Source organism: Maridesulfovibrio sp. FT414 (genome assembly GCF_050916235.1).
Lineage (GTDB): Bacteria > Desulfobacterota > Desulfovibrionia > Desulfovibrionales > Desulfovibrionaceae > Maridesulfovibrio.
Map to the genome: position 1 here is coordinate 349,263 of NZ_CP104854.1, position 22,823 is coordinate 372,085.

General features: G+C 51.5%; 21 protein-coding genes. 6 read left to right on the forward strand and 15 right to left on the reverse strand.

Annotated features, from left to right (window positions below; genetic code table 11):
- Positions 1–25: 25 nt before the first annotated feature.
- From ccsA to N7E73_RS01595, 6 genes are all read right to left on the reverse strand, one after another.
- Positions 26–691 (reverse strand): cytochrome c biogenesis protein CcsA, encoded by a 666-nt coding sequence (ccsA, locus tag N7E73_RS01570; protein WP_432737025.1) that lies wholly within the window; start codon positions 689–691, stop codon positions 26–28.
- A gap of 36 nt (positions 692–727) precedes the next feature.
- Positions 728–1,405 carry a heme exporter protein CcmB gene (locus N7E73_RS01575; RefSeq protein WP_432737026.1) on the reverse strand — a complete coding sequence of 226 codons (678 nt, stop codon included), beginning with the start codon at positions 1,403–1,405 and terminating at the stop codon, positions 728–730.
- Positions 1,398–2,078: an ABC transporter ATP-binding protein gene (locus tag N7E73_RS01580; RefSeq protein WP_432737028.1), complete on the reverse strand. Its 681-nt coding sequence runs from the start codon at positions 2,076–2,078 to the stop codon at positions 1,398–1,400. The genes N7E73_RS01575 and N7E73_RS01580 overlap by 8 nt, the downstream gene beginning before the upstream one ends.
- 10 nt (positions 2,079–2,088) lie before the next feature.
- Complete coding sequence (locus N7E73_RS01585) at positions 2,089–3,966, reverse strand: heme lyase CcmF/NrfE family subunit (protein ID WP_432737029.1); 1,878 nt, start codon at positions 3,964–3,966, stop codon at positions 2,089–2,091.
- A gap of 82 nt (positions 3,967–4,048) precedes the next feature.
- Positions 4,049–4,471: a cytochrome c maturation protein CcmE gene (locus N7E73_RS01590; RefSeq protein ID WP_432737030.1), complete on the reverse strand. Its 423-nt coding sequence runs from the start codon at positions 4,469–4,471 to the stop codon at positions 4,049–4,051.
- Between the two features lie 12 nt (positions 4,472–4,483).
- A complete protein-coding gene (locus tag N7E73_RS01595) occupies positions 4,484–5,545 on the reverse strand; it encodes a hemolysin family protein (protein WP_432737031.1) in 1,062 nt (353 codons plus the stop codon).
- Positions 5,546–5,774: 229 nt separating this feature from the next.
- On the opposite strand from N7E73_RS01595, the gene N7E73_RS01600 reads away from it, so the two are divergent.
- The gene (locus N7E73_RS01600; RefSeq protein WP_432737033.1) at positions 5,775–6,773 is read left to right on the forward strand and encodes a glycosyltransferase family 9 protein; all 999 of its coding nucleotides are present in this window, start codon (positions 5,775–5,777) and stop codon (positions 6,771–6,773) included.
- Between the two features lie 207 nt (positions 6,774–6,980).
- On the opposite strand, the gene nadD is transcribed toward N7E73_RS01600, so the two are convergent.
- Both nadD and N7E73_RS01610 read right to left on the reverse strand, forming a co-directional pair.
- Complete coding sequence (gene nadD / locus N7E73_RS01605) at positions 6,981–7,631, reverse strand: nicotinate-nucleotide adenylyltransferase (protein ID WP_432737034.1); 651 nt, start codon at positions 7,629–7,631, stop codon at positions 6,981–6,983.
- 157 nt (positions 7,632–7,788) lie between these two features.
- Positions 7,789–9,048 (reverse strand): glutamate-5-semialdehyde dehydrogenase, encoded by a 1,260-nt coding sequence (locus N7E73_RS01610; protein ID WP_432737036.1) that lies wholly within the window; start codon positions 9,046–9,048, stop codon positions 7,789–7,791.
- Positions 9,049–9,361: 313 nt separating this feature from the next.
- Here N7E73_RS01610 and N7E73_RS01615 point away from each other — a divergent pair, with 313 nt between their 5' ends.
- The 5 genes from N7E73_RS01615 to N7E73_RS01635 all read left to right on the forward strand — a co-directional run bounded on the left by N7E73_RS01615 (position 9,362) and on the right by N7E73_RS01635 (position 14,926).
- Positions 9,362–10,015 carry a tetratricopeptide repeat protein gene (locus tag N7E73_RS01615; protein WP_432737038.1) on the forward strand — a complete coding sequence of 218 codons (654 nt, stop codon included), beginning with the start codon at positions 9,362–9,364 and terminating at the stop codon, positions 10,013–10,015.
- A gap of 136 nt (positions 10,016–10,151) precedes the next feature.
- Positions 10,152–11,996: an indolepyruvate ferredoxin oxidoreductase subunit alpha gene (gene iorA / locus N7E73_RS01620; protein WP_432737039.1), complete on the forward strand. Its 1,845-nt coding sequence runs from the start codon at positions 10,152–10,154 to the stop codon at positions 11,994–11,996.
- Positions 11,996–12,583, forward strand: coding sequence for an indolepyruvate oxidoreductase subunit beta (locus tag N7E73_RS01625; protein WP_432737041.1), 588 nt, complete (start codon positions 11,996–11,998; stop codon positions 12,581–12,583). Before iorA ends, N7E73_RS01625 begins: the two co-directional genes overlap by 1 nt.
- Positions 12,584–12,775: 192 nt before the next feature.
- Positions 12,776–14,344, forward strand: coding sequence for a sigma 54-interacting transcriptional regulator (locus tag N7E73_RS01630; RefSeq protein WP_432737043.1), 1,569 nt, complete (start codon positions 12,776–12,778; stop codon positions 14,342–14,344).
- A 3-nt stretch (positions 14,345–14,347) separates the two neighbouring features.
- On the forward strand, positions 14,348–14,926 hold the full coding sequence (locus N7E73_RS01635; RefSeq protein WP_432737045.1) for a hypothetical protein: 579 nt from the start codon (positions 14,348–14,350) through the stop codon (positions 14,924–14,926).
- Between the two features lie 144 nt (positions 14,927–15,070).
- On the opposite strand, the gene N7E73_RS01640 is transcribed toward N7E73_RS01635, so the two are convergent.
- From N7E73_RS01640 to deoC, 7 genes are all read right to left on the reverse strand, one after another.
- A complete protein-coding gene (locus N7E73_RS01640; RefSeq protein ID WP_432737048.1) occupies positions 15,071–15,697 on the reverse strand; it encodes a 2-oxoacid:acceptor oxidoreductase family protein in 627 nt (208 codons plus the stop codon).
- On the reverse strand, positions 15,697–16,533 hold the full coding sequence (locus tag N7E73_RS01645; protein WP_432737049.1) for a 2-oxoacid:ferredoxin oxidoreductase subunit beta: 837 nt from the start codon (positions 16,531–16,533) through the stop codon (positions 15,697–15,699). The genes N7E73_RS01640 and N7E73_RS01645 overlap by 1 nt, the downstream gene beginning before the upstream one ends.
- A gap of 2 nt (positions 16,534–16,535) precedes the next feature.
- Positions 16,536–17,687, reverse strand: coding sequence for a 2-oxoacid:acceptor oxidoreductase subunit alpha (locus tag N7E73_RS01650; protein ID WP_432737050.1), 1,152 nt, complete (start codon positions 17,685–17,687; stop codon positions 16,536–16,538).
- A gap of 11 nt (positions 17,688–17,698) precedes the next feature.
- Positions 17,699–18,010 (reverse strand): 4Fe-4S dicluster domain-containing protein, encoded by a 312-nt coding sequence (locus tag N7E73_RS01655; RefSeq protein ID WP_432737052.1) that lies wholly within the window; start codon positions 18,008–18,010, stop codon positions 17,699–17,701.
- A gap of 408 nt (positions 18,011–18,418) precedes the next feature.
- Complete coding sequence (locus N7E73_RS01660) at positions 18,419–21,271, reverse strand: EAL domain-containing protein (protein ID WP_432737054.1); 2,853 nt, start codon at positions 21,269–21,271, stop codon at positions 18,419–18,421.
- Positions 21,272–21,444: 173 nt separating this feature from the next.
- Positions 21,445–22,119 carry a precorrin-8X methylmutase gene (locus N7E73_RS01665; protein ID WP_432737056.1) on the reverse strand — a complete coding sequence of 225 codons (675 nt, stop codon included), beginning with the start codon at positions 22,117–22,119 and terminating at the stop codon, positions 21,445–21,447.
- A 3-nt stretch (positions 22,120–22,122) separates the two neighbouring features.
- Positions 22,123–22,776: a deoxyribose-phosphate aldolase gene (gene deoC, locus N7E73_RS01670; RefSeq protein WP_432737058.1), complete on the reverse strand. Its 654-nt coding sequence runs from the start codon at positions 22,774–22,776 to the stop codon at positions 22,123–22,125.
- Positions 22,777–22,823: the final 47 nt, after the last annotated feature.

Consider the following 22,823-nt stretch of genomic DNA (forward strand, 5'->3'; position numbering starts at 1 on the left):
TCTGCGGAGACATCGGGACTGAAAGCTAATCGTGATCCCAGACCATTTTAGCATCCAGTTCACCGGCAAGTCTGACCTGACGATAACGCACAATCAGAGTGACCAGCCAGAACAGACCGAACGCTGCGACATTCACGAGCAGCGTGGTCAGCATTTCAGGTTCCATTCCGCCCCCCTTCGCGCCAAGCACGTTGGGGTGCACGCTTCTCCAGAGCCTTGCCGAGTAGAACACGAGAGGGACATCTACAAATGCGACTACTCCGAGAACGGCACAGACAAGTGACCGGCGTTCAGCAGACATGGGCGAGGTGCGCAGCACCAGATATGCGGCATACACGAACCACATAATCAGTGTGGTTGTAAGCCGGGGATCCCACGTCCACCAGACATTCCAGGCCGCCCTGCCCCACAGGGAACCGGTGACCAGAGCCAGACCGCTGAAAACGACTCCGATTTCAGCGGCGGCACCTGCAATATAATCAAACTTGATATCCCGTTTAAGCAGGTACGCCGCACTGAACAGGAAGACCACGAAGAAACTGATCATAGCCCAGGCAGCCAACGGCATGTGGGTGTAGAATATTTTCTGCACCAGCCCCATGGTCATCTCGACGGGAGCGTACATCCAGATGAAATACTGACCCACGCACAAAGCTAAGCCGGCAATCAGTGCTGCAACTGCTAGATTCATTAAAATGCTCCGTATTAACAATATGTTTAGGCGAATCTACTGTTCGCCGCTGTATACAAAAGGAAAAAGAATCAGGCCCGCACCGCTGAACAGAGCCGAGGCGGCAACAATAATGCCCATCCACGAACTCTCATCCATAAGGACCACCCCGGAAAATACCGAGGTCATAAGCTGAATCGCCCCAAGCAGAATGGGTAGCAGCAGCGGGAAAAGAATCACTGAAAGCAGAGATTCCCGAGCCGCCTGTCCCTGTGAGATCGCCCCCAGCAACGCACCAAGGGCTACAAGACCCCAGTCGGCTGCTAGCAGGGTAACGGCAAAAACCGCCAGCGACCCCTTCATATCCTGCCCGAGAAAGACGATTGTTGCCGGGAGAAAAACCAGCTGCGAACAGAGCAGCAGGCCGAACCCGGCCAGCCCCTTCCCGAACCAGACCGCATGCAGCGGAACAGGAGAGGAAAGCAGTCCCAGACGGACCTCATTGGCTTCTTCCATTGAAAACAAAGTATTGAAAACCAGCACCAGACCGAAGGATGAAGCCAGCCAGAATATGGCCGATGCAGCCTGCGGTTCAACCAGTAGTCCTGCCGGACGGGAAAGGCTGAACACGAAGATGAGCAGAAGTCCCAGAAGGACGGCCTGAGTCAGACCCTGCCCGCCTCCGAGAGAGAGGCGCATATCCTTGGCAGCGATGGTAAGTCCGCGTTTAAGCATTCTCACCTCCCAGCACTGTATCGGGGTCGAACTCGGTCGCGGAACCCAAATAGGCCATCCTGCGCCCGGCAAGTCCGAGGACGCGGTCGGCAAGAGCTGTATCGTGATTCACGTCATGGCTGATCCAGACAACTGCAGTACCCCGATTACGCAGGGAGACTACCTCCGAGCGCAATAGGTTCAACGAAGCCTGATCAAGACCGGTTCCCGGCTCATCAAGAAAGAGCAGATCCGGATCCACAAGAAAGACGCGCGCCAGGTTCAGACGCTGAGCCATACCTCTTGAGTATGCCCCGGCCTGCTCTTCTGCGGCCCTTTCCAGTCCGACTCTCTTCAGCAGCTCCATCAGTTCATCCCGCGAGGGAGACAAACCATACATGGTGGCCCAGAACGAAAGATTGCTCAGTCCGCTCAAACGCGGATAAATAAAAGTCGAGTGTCCAAGATAAGCAGTCTTTTCCGGAGCGGTGAGAATATCTGCAGAACCGGCCGAAGGCCTTGAGAGCCCGGACATGATCTTCAGCAGAGTGGTTTTTCCCGCGCCGTTGCGTCCTACGACGAGCATAATCTCCCCGCGCTGGACATCACAACTGACGTTCTTGAAAATCAGCCTTGTTCCGAAGAACTTGGCCGCATCCCGAACCTTGAGAGCTATACTTTCACTGTGTTCCACGGTCATCCGCCTAGCTTAAACGTGGTTTCCTGAAAGCAACAAAACCGAAAAGGCACATCAGCGTTCCACCGATCCACAACCAGTTGATCAGGGGGTTGATGCTCATCTTCAGGGTTGCCGTTCCCTTTTCATCCACGCTGAGCAGGGTAGCATAAATCTCGCTGCCCAGGCTGGGGATCACGGAAACCTCGGCGAAAGGCTGCTGGAAATTGCGGTAAAGCCTGCGCTCAGGACTGAGAATCCCGACAGATTTTCCGTTTTCTGCAACATCAATAATTGCTGAGATCCAGGCCATTTCAGAACTCTGCCCGTCTGTAAGCTTTTTGAAAGTCATGGTGTAGGAACCAAGCTGAACACTTTCGCCCTGCTTGACCACGTATTCATGCTCAATCTTGTTGGGCCCGGACCAGGCCACCCCGAGAAACATGAGCGCAACACCAAGATGGAGTCCGTAAACACCGATCATGGATGTAACCTTGCGCATCTGTGGCATCAGTATGAAAAGACTGAAAATACCTACGATGGAGGCGATTGCAGCGGCACTGGTTATCAGGGCCAGCGGATTGTGAAGACCGCAGGCATAACTGATTATGCCACCTCCCACAAAGGCTCCGCCGACCAGAAACAGGCCGCGCCTGTCGGCAACGCCTTCCTTCCAGTTGAACCAGGGACACGCGGTAAAAATAAGTATCAGAAGGCTGAACAGGGGCAGACAGACCCGGTTGTAGAACTTTGCATCAAGTCCAACCGGATTGGCGCTCCACATCTTGCTGATGACCGGCCACATGGTTCCAAGCCCCACAACCAGACCGAGGCCGAGGAAGGCCCAGGCAGCGATGATGAGGAGGCCCTGTCTGCTGTTCAGTCCCGGGAGGGTCTTGAACTCAGGACGGGGGCCGACAAAAAGACCCAGCCCGATAACGGCAAGATTGGCCAGAAGGAATACAAGCAGGGGCAGTCCCACACCGTTTTCACCATAAGCATGTAGAGACTGAACAACCCCGGAACGGACAAGATAGGTAGCAAAGACACTCAGCAGCAGGGTCAGACTCATGAGAAAGACGTTGGTACGCTGAAGAGCCTTGCGTTTGATCTGAATAGCGGCTGTATGCATGAATGCAGAAGCGCTGAGCCACGGAATCAGGGATGCGTTTTCTACCGGGTCCCATGCCCAGTAGCCGCCCCAGCCGAGTTCCATGTAGGACCACCAGCAACCGAGTACAATCCCGGCGGTCAGGAAGACCCAGGCCAGAATATTCCAGTTACGGCAGAAGGAGACCCAAGACTTGAGTTCTCCGGACAGATAGGCCCCAAGAGCAAGGGCCGCGGGACTGGTGAATCCGGCATAACCGAGGAACAGCAGCGGCGGATGGAAAATCATGCCCGGATTTCTCAGCAACGGGTTGAGACCGCGACCATCAGCCGGTGTGGGCACAAGTTCCATGAAAGGGTTTGACCAGCTTGTAAGCAGAAGCAGGAAAAACGCCTGTATAATCATAAAAAAGAGCCAGTAGTAAAGTCTGGTTTTTTCAGAGAATTCCTGAAAGAGATCAAGCTTGGAGAAGATTACGCCCATAATCGCTATACACAGCATCCAGAAAAGCAGAGAGCCATCGGCTCCGGCCCAGAAAGCTGTAATTGTATAGAAAATAGGCAGGGTGTTATCCACGTATTCGTAGATATATTTAAAAGAATAGTCACGGTTGACAAGGGCTACGGTCAAAATGACGCTTGCCACGGATACAAGCCCGGCAACGGCCATGTTGGCCCGGTCAATGAGCACCAGCACATTGCGCTTGCCGGTCATGAGCGACAGGCAGGCGTAAGCCCCTGCCCCGAGAGCCCCGAGCAGGGCTATCAGTAGCATAAGGTTTGCAAAAAGCTGCATATTATATTTTCTCCATGATGGATAAAAGCATTAAAAAACAGAAACGTCCCGCCGGAAGCAGGACATGACTGCACCACGAAGGTTAAGACTGCCCCTCGCGGTTTTTCTTTTCATATTTGGACGGACACTTTGTGATCAGGGAGGTGGCCCGGAAATTGTTGCGACCATTCACAAAATTTCCTTCCACAATGACCTCGACCCCTTCCTTGAAAGTATCCGGGACAGCACCGCTGTAATCGACGCGGATAGTCCCGACCGCTTCCTTCTGGTCAGCAAGGTCGAAGGCAACGCCGAGTCCGCCTTCCTTGGACACAATATTCTGCGGCGCAACCCTGCCGAAAAGCCTGGCCTGACCAAGCTTGCTTTCATCCATGGCAAGAGCTTCCGATACATTCAGAAAATACACGCTGTCCTGAGAGATACCGGAATAAATCAGGTATCCAAGACCACCGAGAAAAAGGACCAGGGCGGCTATATAGACGCCTTTTCCGCCTTTCTTGGCCATATAAACTCCGTTCTATTTCGAAGCGTCAGGCGGCACTTCGTCCGCGTTGACGACAAGTTCTTTTCGTCTGCGGCGGGCGAGTTCACGCATGTCGACAACCTGATCGGTCTCGTCCACAATCTCGCTGCCCAGAATTTCTTCCATTACATCCTCAAGGGTTACCACCCCCGACATTCCACCGTACTCATCAAGCACAACAAACAGGTGCATACGGCTTTCAAGGAACTTCACCAGAAGTTTGTCCAGCGTGATGTTTTCCAGCACAAAACGCACCGGGCGCATCAGCTCCGACAATTTAACATCATCCTCATCATCCGCCAGGGTCTCGAAAACAAAACGCCTGTAGATGACTCCGACAATGTCTTCAGGATCATCACCTTCATAAACCGGAATACGGCTGTGAGGCCATGCACTGTACTTTGCATGAGCCTCGGCAACGGTCATGTTGGCCGGAAGTGAGAAGACAACGGTCCGGGGTGTCATAATCTGCTCAACAATCTTGTCGTCCAACGACAGGATGTTGGCAATTGAGAGGGCTTCATACGGTTTAATCGCCCCGGTTCTTCTGGTCAGGCTGACCATTGCACGTATATCCTCTTCCGTGGCCTGTGGGCCCTTTCCCTTTTTGCTGATAATCCGGGAAAGATAGCCGCAGATCCAGATCACTGGAAGAAATATCCATATGAGTATTTCCAAAGGACGGACGAGCACCCGTCCCAAAGGAACACAGTAAACCACCCCCACTGTCTTGGGGAGGATTTCAGAAAAAATAAGAATGAGCACAGTGAAACTCACCGTGAACAACGGAAGGGTTTCCGGCCCGTACACAGCAGTCCAGGCTGCACCGGCAAAGGCGGCTCCGGCGGTGTTGGCAACAGTATTCAGGGTCAGAATAGCAGTGATTGGACGCTCGACATTTGTACGCAAGCGATGAAGTATCTGCCCGGACTTGTGTCCTTCACGGCGCAGAGTCTCGATTTTGCTCCACGGAAAGGAATAAAGAAAGGCTTCGCTTACGGAACAGTAAGCGGATATGAGCGTGGCTGCACTTACAGCGAGTATTAATTCCAGCATCAATTTATTTGTTAAGGTTGCAAAAAGCACCGACCGGCAACGGATTTGATAATCGCATCATTATCAGAAGGCAGATAGCGGCGCAACAGAAATAGGAAGAACCGTTCCTGTTTTCGACCGGTGGGTACAAAGTAGATTCTTATCATTAATTATGCAAGACATCAGACAGTTAGCCTCTTCCAAAAATATACATTGACTCTTCAAGGCGGGCCATTAGAATGTGCGCGTCATGAACACAAACACACACAAAGTAATCTTCAGACTGAGCGCACTTGGCGATGTGGTTCTTACCACAGGAGTGCTGGAATACTGGGCCGCAGAGTACGGATTCACATATACAGTCATCACAAAATCAGCCAATGTACCTGTTCTTGAAAATAATCCTCATATCGAAAATGTCATCGGGCTTGAGGAAAAAGATCTCGGTGACCTGACTTGGCTTAAGAAGGCCGGTGAAATTTCCGCTCAATATGAAGGGTGTGAACTTATAGACCTGCACTCCACCCTGCGCTCGCAAATTCTATCCGCGCGCTGGAAAGGCAAGGTCAGCAGATACAAAAAATACTCGCTTGAGAGGCGCGCTTTTAAAATAACCCGCGCCCCTTTCCTTGAAAAGAAGCTTGATAACCTGAGCGTCACACAGCGCTATGCTGCAGCTCTTACGGACTCTCCTGTTCCTGCAGACGTACTGCTGCCACGCATCTATCTTTCCGAATCGGAACTTGACTTCGCCCAAGCCATAATTGATGAACACGAACTAGGTGACAGCTTCATAGCCCTGCACCCCTATGCCACCCATCCTGACAAGGCATGGCCACGGGAGCACTGGCTGAAGCTATGCGGTCTGTTGAATAGAAATAAAATCAGGTGGGCCGTCATAGGCAGGGATAAGGATATTTTCGAATCATCCGGGCCGGAATGCAATTTCACCAACCAGCTCCAACTGCGCGAAACATGTGCTGTGCTGCAGAAGGCCAGTCGGCTTGTTACCGGAGATTCCGGCCCCATGCATCTGGCAGCAGCCGTTGGGACCCCGGTAACGGCCCTTTTCGGACCGACCTCAAAGGCCTGGGGATTCTATCCCGCAGGCCCCAATGATGTGGTCCTTGAATCAAAAATGGACTGCCGCCCCTGCTCCCTGCACGGGAAAAGCAGTTGCAGGAAAGATCGCCAGTGTCTGCGGGATATATCTCCCGAGCAGGTTCTTAAACATCTGATCGATCAGTGATTCCATCAGAATATCCATCCGCTGACATGCGAGGACAGTAAGGCTTTATAGCCTCAAAACTCGTTGAGTTTCTTCCTGTTCCATAAAATATGTCCTTTGGGCGTAAACCTATTTCAGGACGGGACACGGAACAGCAAGAAGCCTCCGGCAGGTCGCCGGAGGCTTTTTTATTGAAATACTTTGAATTACATTTATGGAGCCTTTTCATCAGTGCCAGTAAGACTCAAACAACCCTCTATTCGCAACCATAAAATGCGCTACCTGCTCCGGGACATAATCTTCTACAGTACCTCCCTGCTTCCAGACATCGCGCACAAGGGTTGAACTGATTACAAAATCAAAATCACCGATTATGTAAACAGACTTTGCATCCTTTATTTTCCAGACATTGACACCGGCCTGTTCAATATCGGTAAAAATGCGCTGGAGTTCATGAACCATACTGCCATGGTCGGCCTCCTCCCTGCTTACGGCAACAAGATTTGCCAGCTTCGGAATTTTCTCCCAGTCCTTCCATAAAGAGAATGATTCGAACGAGTCCTGCCCCATTATAAAATAAAGTTCATCGTCAGGATAGCGCTTTACGGCCTCGGTAAGCGTATCAATGGTAAAAGTAGGCCCTTCAGCACCAAGATCAATATCACTGACTTCAAGTCCTGCTTCACCAGCCACAGCAAGGCGTACCAGCTCGAAGCGCAGTTCTTCCGGAAGCATCTCCTCCTGTTCCTTATGGTAAGGATTCCCGGCTGGAATAAGCAGAACCTTATCAAGTCCCAGCCGCTCCATAACGGACCGAGCCACATCAATATGTGTAGAATGTACAGGATTGAAGCTTCCGCCGAACAGACCGATTTTCATAGGCTGACCAGATAAAAAAACTCAGGAGAGCTGTCCGGGAGTACAACCATGCACCTTCCCCAAAGCCGTCCCGAGCCACAGGCAAAAGATTATTAAAAACATGTCCGGAGAAAGAAACCTTCGCCGAGGTCTCTGTTCTCCGGACATTCGAACATACTTAATTACGAATCTGCCAGTCGCCGAGCAGCACGAACTTGGTAGAAGTAAGTTCGGTTGCGCCCATGGGACCGTAAGAATGCAGCTTGGAAGTGGAAATACCGATTTCGGCACCGAGTCCGAGCTGTCCGCCGTCGTTGAAACGGGTGGAGGCATTGACGCCGACCATGGAAGCATCAACTTCACGGATGAAGCGCATGGCCCGTGCGTGATTTGTGGTCAAAATGACTTCGCTGTGGTTTGAACCGTAACGGGCAATGTGGGCCTGAGCCTCATTCTGCCCGCTGACGACTTTCACAGCGAGGGTAAGGTCAAGATATTCCATTCCCCAGTCGTCGAAATCAGCTGCAACAGCCTTCTCTCCCAGCAGGGGCATGGCCCGCGGACAACCTTTCATGGTTACACCGCAAGCACTGAGCAGGATACCCAGGGGAGGCAGGATATCCCTGGCAACATCCTCGTGCACAAGCAGACACTCAAGCGAGTTGCAGGCCGCAGGTTTCTGAACCTTGGAATTCTTGATGATGTCCATAGCTTCAGGGATTTCACAATCCTTGTCCACGTAAATGTGGCAGACGCCCTTGTAATGCTTGAGGACAGGCATGGTAGCCTGCTGAACGACTGCACGGATAAGCCCTTCGCCACCGCGGGGAATAACCACGTCGATATATTCATCCATTTTGAGCAGCTCGCTCACAGCTTCACGGTCGGTAAGTTCCACCACCTGCACTGCCTCAGCAGGCAGACCGGCCTTTTCAAGGGCCTTCTGCAACAGGGAAGCAAGGGCCAGATTGGAATGAATGGCCTCCGAACCGCCGCGCAGGATAACTGAGTTGCCGGCCTTCAAGCAGAGCACTGCTGCATCCACGGTAACGTTGGGGCGGGATTCAAAAATCATCATGATGACGCCGAGAGGAACTCTCATACGACCGACCATCATGCCGTTAGGACGTCTTTCCATCCTTTCAATTTCACCGACGGGGTCAGACTGGCCGGCCACTTCATTGCAGCCCTGAATCATGTAGTTGAGAACAGAATCGGAAATCTCCAGCCGCTGCATGCGGGCCTGATCAAGACCGTTCTTCCGGGCAGCGTCCAGATCCTTGCGGTTCTCGGCAAAGATGAATTCCTTTTCCTGTTCGAGCAGCTTTGCAAGCTCCACTATGGCTGCGTTGCGGGCCGTTCCTTCAGCACAGGCTATTTTGCGGGAAGCTTCCTTGGCCTTTCCTGCTACCGTTTTCATTGCTTCAAAAAGACTCATTTTCCACCTCTGATCAAATTATATTAACTGAAATATCAATTTTTCCTTCATTCGACACAAAAGGGCTACTAAGGATATTGCAAAAAAGTCAACTAACATTTACCAATATCCCCGAGCAGGAACTGTTTTAGAGATAAAACCGGTAAATTTATTTTTCCATTTTTTGTAATCTTTTTCAGTATCTTCTGATTTTATCCTGACTTTACAGCAATTTATTTTAAATATTGAGTTTTGACCTTTTTGTCAGACTGCTTTATAAAGCGCTCTTTAACCAGTGCTAATTTCCATCAATTCTTATGGAGGCTTTCCTTTAATGGAAGAAAACAAGAACACCACTCAGGACATTCTCAATCAGGTTCACGAAGCAACCCCAGACACACTGCACCCCATTCTGGACTATCTCCTCAAGAACGGGAAAATGATCGTGGCCGGAGTTTCTGCCATCATCATTATTGCCGCCGGCGTTTCCGGTGTCAAATACATGAATAATCAGAAACAGATCAAGGCCCAGAGCGAACTTGGCGCGATTCTCATCAAGTACAGCGGTGCAAAGCAGGCAGAAGAACTGGCTGCTTTCATCAAAGATGCACCCGCAGAGATGAAACCGGCTGTACAGCTCGCACTCGCCAAAGCATGGATGGATGCTGGAGACTATGCAAAGGCTGAAGCAGCATGGTCCGCCGTTACCGCCGATGCCAGGGAAATGGCTCCCATTGCTGAACTCGGCAAGGCCAAATGTGCTATGTTGTCAGGTAATCCCGCTGATGCAGTTAAAATCCTGCAGACACTCAAAAACGGTGGTGCTGAAACCTACGCTTCCACCATCAACAGAATGCTCGGTGAAGCAGCCGAACAGTCCGGAAATATCCAGCTGGCAATTCAGGCCTATCAGGGACTCATGACCAGCAATCCCAACGAAAGTCTGTACCTTGAAGGCAAAATCAAAGAGCTCAAAGCCAGACTTTAAGCAATAACGTTGAACAGAGATACAGCCTGCTCATAAGTGTGCGATGCAGACCAGGGAAGAGGGATAAATAACAACCTCTTCCCAGAATCGTACGCTTGTGAACATCCTGTTAACCCCTTGACTAAGGAGCACATTAATGGCTCATCCTCTTCTCGCGGACAGTCCGGGTATGAAAAAGCTGCTTCTCGGCAATGAAGCCATTGTCAGAGGCGCTATTGAAGCCGGAATACAGGTCGTCACCTGCTATCCCGGTACCCCTTCATCAGAAGTTCCGGACACTTTTTTCCGCCTTTCTCCTGAGGGCGACTTCTTTTTTGAATACTCGGCCAACGAAAAGGTTGCGCTGGAAGTCGGCGGCGGAGCAGCAGTCTCCGGTGCAATGACCCTGACAACAATGAAGCATGTCGGTGTTAACGTAGCTGCCGACCCGCTCATGACTCTGGCCTATGTTGGAACTCCCGGCGGCATGGTTCTGCTTTCCGCAGACGATCCCGGCTGCCACTCCAGCCAGAACGAGCAGGACAACCGCTACTATGCACGCCTTGCAGGAATGCCCTGTATGGAACCTTCCTCCGCACAGGAAGCCAAGGATATGACTCGCGATGCACTCAACATGTCCCGCGAAATGTCCGCCCCATTCCTGCTGCGCACAACCACACGCGTGAACCATCTGCGCGGGCCAGTTGAATACGGTCAGATTGCCAGGCTCGCACCTGCTGAAGGCTTCAAGAGGAACCCAGCTCAGTTCGTGCCAATCCCGGCCTTTGCCCGCCGCATGCATGTGGACCTGCTTGCCAAGCTTGAAAAACTGCGTGAAATGGCTGAAAAGTCCGTCTACAACAAGGTCAGTGGAAACGGCAAAATCGGTATTGTAGCATCCGGCATCTGCCGCGCTTACCTTACCGATGCCCTTGCAGACACCGGTCTTGGCGATAAGTTCAAAATCCTTGAGCTGGGCTTTACCTACCCATTGCCCGCCAGGATGATCACCGAATTCATCACATCAGTGGACAAAGTACTCATTCTTGAAGAACTTGAGCCGTTCCTTGAAAATGAAATCCGCATACTGGCACAGAAAAACAGAATTGATGTAGAAGTTGTGGGCAAGGACAACCCCAACCTCCCGCTTAACGGCGAATACTCCACCATCAACGTGACCGCAGCCATCCGCGAAATACTCGGACTTGATGCGGTAGCCGTTGAGAACTGTGAGGCCGCAGAAGGACTGCCCACTCGTCCGCCGAACCTCTGTGCCGGCTGTACACACCGTGCCGCCTACTATGCCGTCAAAAAAGTTTTCGGACCTGAAGCCGTATGTTCCTCCGATATCGGATGCTACACACTCGGTATTCTGCCTCCGCTTAATGCGGCAGACTTCCTGTTCTGCATGGGATCTTCGGTCTCTGCAGGCTGCGGAGCAGCCAAAGCGGCAGGACAGACCGTAATCGGCTTCATCGGAGACTCAACATTCTTCCATTCCGGCATCACCGGACTGGTAAACGCTGTCTTCAACCGGCACAACATTCTGCTGGTGATCCTCGACAACTCCACAACCGCCATGACCGGGCACCAGCCCAACCCCGGTGTTGAAACAACCGCACTCGGCCCCAGCTCGGTGCAGATTGACATCGAGTCCATAGTCAAAGGTTGCGGCGTAACCGAAGTTCGCACCGTGAGCCCCCTCAACCAGAAGGCCATTACTTCTGCTCTTGAAGAGCTCAAGGCGATCGACGGTGTGAGAGTCCTCATTGCCAAGGATCCCTGCCCGCTCTTTGCCCGCCGTACTCTGGGCAAAAAGCCTGCACGCGCAGCTTACGTGGAAAACCAGACCGAAGAAGTCCTCACGGTCATGGAAGAGCTGGCCTGCCCCGCATTTGAAAAAACTGCCGGCGGTGTTGAAATCAACGAGATTCTTTGCTCCGGCTGTATGCTCTGCCTGCAGCTGACCAAGGACATCAAAGCCCGGAAAAGGAGCAGCTAATGAGCACAAAGTTGCGTATATTCATGACCGGGGTTGGCGGACAGGGAACCCTTACCGCCACCAACCTGCTTGCACAGGCGGTTCTTGATACCGGTATAGATGTCACTGCCGGGGAAATCCACGGTATGGCCCAGCGTGGCGGCGTAGTTGAATCCGCCCTGCTCATCGGCCTGGCTTCCCCCAAAATCGGATATGGTGAAGCAGACGTTATTCTCGGCTTCGAGCCTCTTGAGACTCTGCGCGCACTGCCGTACCTCAAACCCGGCGGAATAGTGCTCTCCAGCACCGAATACATTCCGCCATTGAGTGTATGTACCGGTAAAGCCGAAAATACCCCCATTGAAATAATAAAGGAAAAGGTTGCAGCCTGCGCCGGAAAAGCATACTACCTGCCCTGCCAGTCACTCGGACTTGAAGCCGGTGCTGTGCAGAGCGGCAATATCGCCCTGCTCGGAGCTCTCTGCGCCACCGGATGCATTCCGCTTAAACCGGAACAACTGACTGAAACAATAAAATCAGCCATGAAACCGAAAATTGCGGACATCAACATCAAGGCTCTTGAGCTGGGTGTTAAAGCTGTATCTTAAATAGAAAAACTGTCGGCAGCCGCATGAACAATGCGGCTGTCGACATTTCGGGTAATTCAGCTATACTTGCAGATGCTGAAAACCGCCCCTTCTACCACCAAAAATTTTAGGCCGAAACCACGGACCTCACAACTGTACTGGTGGTCTGCTAAAGCTGAAACAAAAAACAGCCTGGACGGCATGAGAAAAAAAATGACTATTAAAGGACTGTCGGAAAGCGTGGATAATATTTATCTTTCCACTTTAAGCGAGATTCTGGAATCTATAGCGCCACATCATGATCTGGAGCCCAGCCTCAACGCAATTCTTGAAGTTCTGTCCAAGGACCTCCACTTTCCACGTGTTTTTCTTGCCATTATGGACCCGGAGTCGGAAAGGCTGAAGCTTTCCATAACCCACAGCCCGGCAAAGGACTACTCTGTCACCTACCAGCCGGGTAAGGGCGTTATCGGCCGTGTTTATGAATCAGGCAAATCAGTTGTCATCCCCCGTATGGCCGATGACACGGAACTCATCAACAAGGCCTTCAGCAGATCAGAAGAGGAACTCAGAACCTCCTCATACATCTGCGTGCCGATAACCAACACCGACTCCAGCGGTAATCGGGAAGTACTTGGCACGCTGAGTGTTGACGCTCCTGTAATGCCCATGGACAACCTGCTGGAACACAAGCAGTTCCTTGAAGTTGTTGCCTCGCTTATTTCCAATCAGGTGTCGAGGCTGCAGGAAGAGATGTCCATGCAGGCACAACTGCTTTCGCAGGGCATGATGCCCGGCACAATGGACATGCCTCCGCCGTCAGATTTCGTGGCGACCTCCAAAAGCATGCGACAGGTGCTCAGACAGGCTCGTCAGGTCGGCCCCAGCCGCGCCACAGCGCTGCTGCGCGGTGAATCCGGTACAGGTAAAGAACTTCTTGCAGAAGCCATCCACGGATGCAGTCCACGCCGTGAGAAGCCTCTGGTCAAGCTCAACTGTGCTGCACTCCCCGCCGAGCTGGTCGAAAGCGAACTTTTCGGACACCAGAAAGGAGCCTTCACTGGCGCCTACCAGAACAAGCGCGGTCTATTCGAAGTCGCCAACAACGGAACACTGTTCCTTGATGAAATCGGAGAACTCTCCCTTGATGCTCAGGCCAAGGTTCTGCGCGCTATTCAGGAAAAGGAAATCCAGCGCGTAGGCTCCGAGCAGCCTATCGCAGTTGACGTGCGCCTGATCTGTGCTACCCACCAGCCGCTTGAAACCCTTCTGCGTGAAGGCAAATTCAGGGAAGACCTCTTTTACCGCATCAACGTTTTTCCTATCTTCATTCCGCCGTTGCGCGAACGCCGTGAGGACATCCTGCCGCTGGCAGAACAGTTCCTTGAAGTCTTCGCAAAGGAATATGACAAGGAAATCAAAAGAATTTCCAGCCCGGCCATCGACCTTTTCACCCAGTACCACTGGCCGGGAAACGTGCGTGAACTCAAGAACTGCATCGAACGTGCTGTCCTTATATGCGAGGAGGAGGTTATCAGAACCTACCACCTGCCGCCGACCCTGCAGACTGCCGAATCCACCGCAACGGATACATCACTGTCATTCGGTGAGGCCGTAGCCAAGTTTGAGCAGGAACTGCTGGTTGATTCCCTCAAAAAAGCCCGCGGCAACATGCTGCAGGCTGCCCGGGATCTTCGCGTCAGCTACAGGATCGTGAACTACAAGGTCAAAAAGTACAATATTGATGTAAAGAAATACGCCGGCGGCAAGAAGAAGAAATAAAGAATGTACAGGACTGCACTCAGCGCAAGGTTTTCTGGACCGACATGCTGCGCGATCCTGTGCGTGCTGCTGATGATTATTACGGGTTGTTCCGGCTCTCATAAGCCGGGACAACCCTTTGTCATTCCTTTCGATTCAAAATTCATCACCGCAAACAGAACTCTTTCTGTTTCTGCAGCACTAAAACCGGACGGCAGTTCCGAGCGAGACTTCCTCTCCATCACCCAGCAGAGCTATCTCTTCGAAAACGGCAACGCCACTGCCAGGGTTCAACTCCTGCTGAACCGCAAGGCCGAGATCATCATCCCGGAAATCGGTCAATGGTCCACGGTTTCAATCGGCAACTGTTTCAGCAACGCCACAGGCGTACAATGCTTCACTGCACACGTGGACTGCCACCTTGTGCGCTCAACCTTCATCCCTACCGGAGAGCGCAGCCTTACCGTAATCAAGGTCCGAAACAGGGCACGCGAACCGCAAGAACTGTGTGAGCAATGGGACCTGCACAATCTTTCCCCGGACCAGAAAGCAATGGTCGACGACTTCAACGATATTTCCGACTCCTTCTTTTCCTATAAGTAATCCTGCCGGGCTACATGACCGGGCTTTCGCTCATTTCCAGCAGGCCCATATTTCAACAGAAGTATAGCTGATAGAAAAGCCCGCAGCACCTTTGATTGGTACTACGGGCTAATATTCTCCGGAACGAAAGGTCAGACAGTCCGGCTAGATGGAATCGTAGTTGTCTTCATCTTCGGAAACGACAACTACGGAACTGGATTTCCAGAGTTCCTCGATGTCACCGAAGTTTTTCTTTGCTTCGCGATACCCAAGATTGAACGCTTTCACGTTGATCTCACGGATCTTTGCTGGAAGCACATCCTCAAGGTTCTTGCGCATTACCCTTTGCTGGGCAAAAGGAAGCAGATAAGTAGCGGCACCCAGAACAATTGTGTTCATGGTCTGGGCAAGGCCGATCTTCTCCTTGGCAAGACGTGTGAAAGGAAGCCCGATAAACTGGTTTACCGGAGGCTGCTTGACAAGATCGGTCTCAATCATGAGCAGTCCGCCCGGTTTCAGGTTACGATAATACATGTTGCAGGCTTCCTGACTGAGTGCGATAAGCAGGTCCAGCGATTCAGCTTTCGGGTAACTGATTACACTGGAACTGACCACTAGATCGGAACGGCTGGCGCCTCCGCGAGCCTCAGGACCGTAACTCTGAGTCTGGGTCACGAAATAGCTGTGACCAAGAGAAAGACCGGAGCCCATGACCTTTCCGAGAGTAAGAATACCCTGCCCGCCAAGCCCGGAAAGACGGATTTCAAATCTGTCGAGATGCATGTCAGCCATTACGCACCTCCCTGACATCTGGCGGCCATTTCATAGAATTTTTCTTCAAGACCCGGAGTATCCTTCTGCACAAAGATGCCTGAAGGGACTTTCCTGGCCTTTTCTTCCTCGCTGAGCTTTTCATAACGCTCAATGTCAATAACGTCCCGCTTAAGCATCTGGAACATCTCCACCGGACTCTTGTACTTGTTCTTACGCCCGAACTGGGTATGGCAGGGGGTGAGAATCTCGACCACGCCGAAACCGGGGTTACTGATACCGGCCATGATCATCTGATCCAGCTTGTTGACGTGGAATACGCTGCCGCGAGCGACGAAATTGGCCTTGGCGGCCTTCATCAGCTCTACGCAGTCAAAGCTCTGCTCCATCTGCCCCATGGGGGTGGTCATGGAAAAAGCTCCGCTGGGAGTTGTGGGCGAGCACTGTCCGCCGGTCATGCCGTAAATATTGTTGTTGAGGATAAGTGCGGTAACGCCGATGTTCCTGCGTGCTGCATGGATCAGGTGGTTTCCGCCGATTGCCATGGAATCACCGTCCCCCATGACAACAATCACGTGCATGCCTGGCTTTGCCATCTTGATACCGGTAGCGAAGGTCAGGGCACGCCCGTGAGTGGTGTGTACGGTGTTGAAATCAACATAAACGGCAAGCCTGCCGGAACAGCCGATACCGGCAACCACGCAGACTTCATCCTTGGAAAGCCCCAGACCGTGGATTGAACGGATCAGTGAACCGAGGACGATACCATGACCGCAACCGGCACAGAAAACGTGCGGGAACTTCTTGTTGTGTCTCAGATACTCATGAATGAGCTGTGTTCCTTTCATATCAGCCATGACTACACCCGTGTTAAGACTTTGAGGATTTCAGCGGGAGTGATGATCTGCCCGTCGACCTTGTTGATGGTCCGAACGCTTACCTGACCGTTATTGACCCTTTTTACCTCCCGTGACATCTGTCCCATGTTCATCTCGGGTACAATAATCGTCTTGGCCCTTGCCATGACTCTTTCAGTAGCCTTTCTGGGATAGGGGAAAAGGGTCGAGAGCTTAAGCAAACCGGCCTTCACACCGAGATCACGTGCCTGCTTGACCGCAAGTTCGGCAGAACGAGCAACGGTCCCGTAAGCGATAACGCAGACGTCACAGTCATCGGTATCAATTTCATCCACAATCTGCACATCGTGCAGGAACTGGTCGATCTTGCGGAAGAGTCGTTCGTTAAGATCCCTTACCTCATCAGGACGTGAGGTGGGGAAGCCATTAACATCGTGGGTCAGGCCGGTAACGTGAAAACGGTAACCGGACCCGATGGCAGGCATGGGCGGTACTCCGCGAACGGTTTCCTCATACGGCTTATACCATTCCGGAGGCATGGTAGGAACGATGCGGTTGAATACCTCAAATTCATCTTCATTGGGAATAATGATTTTCTCACGCGTGTGAGCAGTGATCTCATCGATAAGCAGAACAACCGGAGATCTGTATTTTTCCGCAAGGTTGAAGGCCTCAATGGTCATATCAAGACACTCCTGAACATTGGACGCGGAAAGAACAATTATCGAATGGTCCCCATGAGTCCCCCATCTGGCCTGCTGAACATCGCCCTGCGCAGGAGAAGTGGGAAGTCCGGTGCTGGGGCCGCCACGCATTACGTTGACGATTACCAGCGGTGTTTCAGTGATGCAGCCGTAGCCGAGATGTTCCTGCATAAGGGAAAATCCCGGTCCGGAAGTTGCCGTCATAGCCTTGCGTCCTGCAAGGGAACCGCCGATTACCGCTCCAAGACCGCCGATTTCATCCTCCATCTGGATGAAAGCACCGTTAGGAATCTGCGGCAGGCGTTGGGCCATAATCTCCATAATCTCCGAAGAAGGAGTGATGGGATATCCGGCATAGAAAGTACATCCGGCCAAAAGCGCTCCTTCAACGACAGCCTCGTTTCCCAGAGCGAAAATTTCCTTATTACTCTTTTTCTTTGGTCTGGCCATGGAAGCTCACCTTATCCCTTGTCCGTTTCGGAACTCTGTTTTTCCGCAGCCGTATCGGCCTTGCGGGCTGCCTTCTCAAGGACGGCCCTGCAAACCGCGGGGATTTCGTCTTCTGCCTTAGGGCGGACCATTATCGCGAAGTCGGGGCAGTGCAGTTCGCAGAAGCCGCAACTGACGCAATCCTCCTCCCTGACAACCACCGCCTTGCCCTGATCATTCAATTCCATGACCTTTCCCGGACAGAAGGCAACGCATATGCCGCAGCCCTTACACCAGTCCGGAAAAATAGTAACTGTGCTATTTCCCTTGCGTTTGACACTCATAACCTGATCCAGGTTGAGGGTAACTTAACCCACCCGCTTCCCTCTCCAGTGATAAACGGGCGAACCTCGACAAAATCACCCTGAATTACTCCAAAAAATAATCAAGGTGTAAATTCGGCCCTAGCATGGTAATACCGTACATGCAACAGGAATTGGAACATTTATTTTAATATTATAAAATAATTTCCACTTAATTGACATGAATATGCTTTACCTTTAACTTCATATAAATTGGATAATTTCATACATACGCATACTGATTGATCGGACAATCACATACAACACAACAAAAAAAGAGCCTACGTTACATAGACTCTTTCATTCGATGACATTTTCTGCATTAAATTAATTCCCCCTTGGGATTAAAATGCGGAACAAGCAATCCCGACTACTGCTTATTATTCACCATCACTCTGTCAAACCATCATTTATCCATTCATCCTGAGCAGTTCCAAGCTGCAACTCTCCCCGAAAATGCGATTCAACGGTTTTTACGCTTACAGGTCTTGAGAAAAGATAACCCTGGCCGAATTCACATCCCATGGCTCTCAGCATAGCCTGCTGCTCATCGTTTTCAACCCCTTCTGCCACAACATTCAGGCCCAGGTTGTGAGCAAGGTTGACTATGGCTTTTACTATTTCGGTATTTTCAACCGAATCACGCATCCTGCTCACGAAACTCAGGTCCACCTTAAGCTGATCAAGCGGAAACTCCTGCAGATTGCTCATCGAAGAATACCCGGTTCCAAAATCATCAATGGAGACAAGAACTCCAGCTCCCTTGAGACGGTTCAGCATATCCACGGCCTGCTTGGCCCGTTCCATAATGGCTGTTTCAGTTATCTCAACCTTGAGGTTATGGGGCGGCAGCCCCACTTCATTCAGATTGGACAGGATATTATCCACCAGTGTCGGCTGCGAGAACTGCCGTCCTGAGATATTTATGGACATTACCATATCTGAAGCACTCTCAAAAGAGCTTACCCAACTCTTCATCTGCCGACAGGCCTGGGTGATGACCCAGCTACCCAGCTCAAAGATAAGCCCGGATTCTTCCGCCATTGGAATGAAGTCGTTGGGCATGACCAGACCGCGCTGTGGGTGGTTCCAGCGAATAAGAGCCTCAAAGCCCACAACCCGGTTATCCTTCATCGAATAGATAGGCTGATAATCAAGAAAAAATTCATTGCCTGCGATAGCAGAGCGCAGATCACTCTCAAGCTGCATTGCCAGCACGGCCTGATCCAGCATACGCCGGTTGAAGACTTTGATCCGGTCGCGTCCGCCTTCCTTTGCCTGATGCATGGCCACGTTGGAGTTCTGGATAATCTCCTCCGGCTTCTCATACTCGGTAGGACTCAAAAGCACGCCGTAGCTGGCGGCCACATTTATCTTGTGTCCGTCAATCATGAGCGGAACACTCAGGTTATCCCTGAGACGTCTGACGATGCGGATACCTTCACGGGGGGAAATAAGCTCCTCCAGAACGATAATGAATTCGTCACCGCCGAACCGGGAAACAGTATCAAGATCACGGATGGATTGCAGTAACCGCTTGGAAACCTCCACAAGCAGCTTGTCTCCGATATTGTGACCGAGACTGTCGTTGATAATCTTGAAGCGGTCCAGATCCATGAAAACGACCGCGTAATAATAGTTTTCGCGCCGCTTGGAACGCTCCACCGCCTGCAGAATCCTGTCACAACAGAGAGTCCTGTTGGCCAGACCTGTCAAAGGATCGTGCAGTGCTTCGTACTGGAGCTGTTTTTCCATGAACTTGCGCTTGGTAATATCGCGCAGTGATACGCGCAGGCCCAACGAAGTGCCGTCATCAGCAGAAACCTGATGGCCGGTCAGGGAAACCCAGCGCAAAAGTCCGTCTCTGCGGAAAAGCCGCATGTCGGTACCGTCTGCGGAGAGAAACTTTCCGTTCATGGCAGCCTGCCAGTACTCACGGTCATTCTTGTGCAGAATATTCTCCACGCGCATGGGCCCTTCCATGAAATAACCCTTGGGGTAACCGGAAATACGTTCGCATGACGGGCTTACATATTTAACGGTGCCGGAAGGACCGATCCACATCTCCCAGTCAAAGGTATATTCGGCAATTGTACGATACTCCTCTTCCGAGGCCCGCAGTGCCTTCTCCATCAGCTTGTAGCTGGATATATCGGTGATAAAAGCAAAGGTGAGCGTATCCAGATCGCTCTCAAGGAGATGGGTTGCGTTGACAAATATATCGACTTCACGTCCTTCCCGGTTGGTGAAACCGAGTTCAAAACGGTAATCCTTACGGCTTCTGTCAGAAAGTCGTTCCGCCGCAGATTCGCCGAGCAGCCGGAGAACGGACTCCCCAAGCAGTTCTTCACGAGATCCACCGACCAGCTTACAGAATGCAGGGTTCACATCAAGTATGACCTGCTCGTCATCTATCATGAAAAACCCTTCCGCAGTGGTTTCTACCAGAGCCCTATACCTTTTTTCACTTTTAATTAGCGATTTGGCAGCTTTTTCGCGCTTGAGGATTTCCGCCTGCAGGACCTTGTTGACTTCCTCCAGACTGCTTTCGCGGCTTGCAATTTCCTCAGTCATACGGTTGAAACGCGAACCTATTTCGAGCAGTTCAATATAGTTAAACTCCTCGAAACGGTAGGAAAAATCCCCCATGGCAACCTTGTCCATCCCTTTACGCAGCCGTGCAAGCGGGTTCCGGATAAAATAATCCATCAGGAATCCGGTAATGATATAGATGACTGCTACGGAAGTAAGGAAGGTAAGGCTGGAGACAAACAGGATCCAGTCCAGATTTCGGCTGTAAGCCTTGCTGGAGAGTTCAAGCTTGATTGTGCCAATTTTTTCTTTATCAATATAGAGGTCCCGGGTGCGCACAATGGGGTTGTCGTCCTCTTCGCCCGGACGCACAAAATTGAAAAGAACGTCACCGTTGAAGTCGGTTATCTGCAACTTGGCGAACTGGTCATTCTGAGTATACGCGCTGCAGACGTGTTTGAGTGACCCCATGTCAAAGTTCCAGATAGGAAATGTAACAGACTTGGAAAGCTGATCGATATAGGTGTCCGCCTTTTCCTCAAACTCCTGCCGGAGCATCTTGGACCGGCCGAAATATTCATATGCAGTGACAAGACCTATGATTATGGCAAGGGCAAAGACAAGACAGGCCGAGAGGTCTCTTGAGATAGACCTCTCCCCTTTCTTCAATGAAAATACAGGCCGTTTGCGGGCAGTATTGTGTTCCGACATATTTCAGCGCACCAGAAATGTAAGCAGGGTAAATTAAAAATATATTAAATATGAGAAGAGCATGATATTCACATTTAAAAGCAAAAGTCCACACCGTTGTAGCGACCAGAAAAATTTATAACTGCTTACACCGCAATCCGTCTGAAAAGGGCCTTTTGACGGCAACAATGTCGTCAAAAGTCACAGCTCAGCCCCTTTTCCTCCAACACCTCCTCGGCAAGCGCATTCACCACGCAGGCGGCCAGTGCAGAACCGCCCTTGCGACCTTCAATTGAAATATACGGAATTCTGCCATACTCCATGAGCATGGCTTTCGATTCTGCGGCGTTGACGAAACCGACCGGCATACCGACCACCAGGGCAGGCATATCCAGACTGCCGTCTTCAATAAGTTTGATCATCCGGATAAGTGCCGTCGGAGCGTTGCCGATAACATGAATTGCAGGCTTCATGGAATCGGCTATGACATCTAGGGCAGCCTGAGCCCGTGTTGTACCATTCTCCCTTGCGGCGGCAATTACTTCCGGGTCATTCATAAGACAGCGCACCTCGCAGCCAAGCGGGGTCATACGGCGCATGGGTATGCCGCAACGAGCCATTTCAGTATCCGTAACTATGGTGCAGCCGTTTCGCAGAGCCTTCAGCCCCTGCCCTACAGCTTGGGTATGAAAGCGGACCAGATCAATAAGTTCGAAATCAGCTGTTGTATGTACCATACGCCGCACTATCTTCCAGTGCAGACCCTCGAATTTCCGAGGCTCAGGTACTTCTGAATCAATAATTTCAAACGACTTTTTCTCAATATCGCCGGGTTTGCCCACGGCCATCAACTCGATTTTACCTGACAAGAATCAGCTCCTGACAATTTTAACTGAAGATGAAGTTCCGATTCGGCTGGCACCTGCACCGACAAGCTCACAGGCCTGTTCAAAAGTTCTGATTCCGCCGCTTGCTTTGACGCCTATTGAATCACCGACAATTGAGCGCATGAGTCTTATATCCTCAACGGTCGCTCCTCCGGGACCGAATCCTGTACAGGTCTTTACAAATGAAGCTCCCGCCTTGACCGCGAGTTCGCAGGCCAGCTTCTTCTCGTCGTCGTCCAGCAGCCCGGTTTCAATTATGGCCTTCACGGGAATTTCCCCGGCCCCTTCAACGGTCATGAAGACATCATTCAGAAACACCTTGCGATCTCCGGCCTTCAGTGCGGAAATATTGACCACCATGTCGAGCTCCTGCGCTCCCTTGGCCACGGCTCTCATGGCTTCAAGCATCTTGACCTCGGTCATGTTCGATCCACAGGGGAACCCTATGACCGAACACACCTTTGGTCCCTGCCCTCCCAGAATATCCGCTGCAAGAGCGATATGGCAGGGATGGACGCAGACAGAGGCAAACCCGAATTCCATGGCCTCACGGCAGAGCTGCTCAATTGCTCCGGAACCTGCCGAAACGTCAAGCAATGTGTGATCAATATACCCAGCCAGATTTTCAATCTTCTCCATGACCGACTCCCGTCTTTGCCGAAACGGAAAAAGGGCCCACTGCGAAC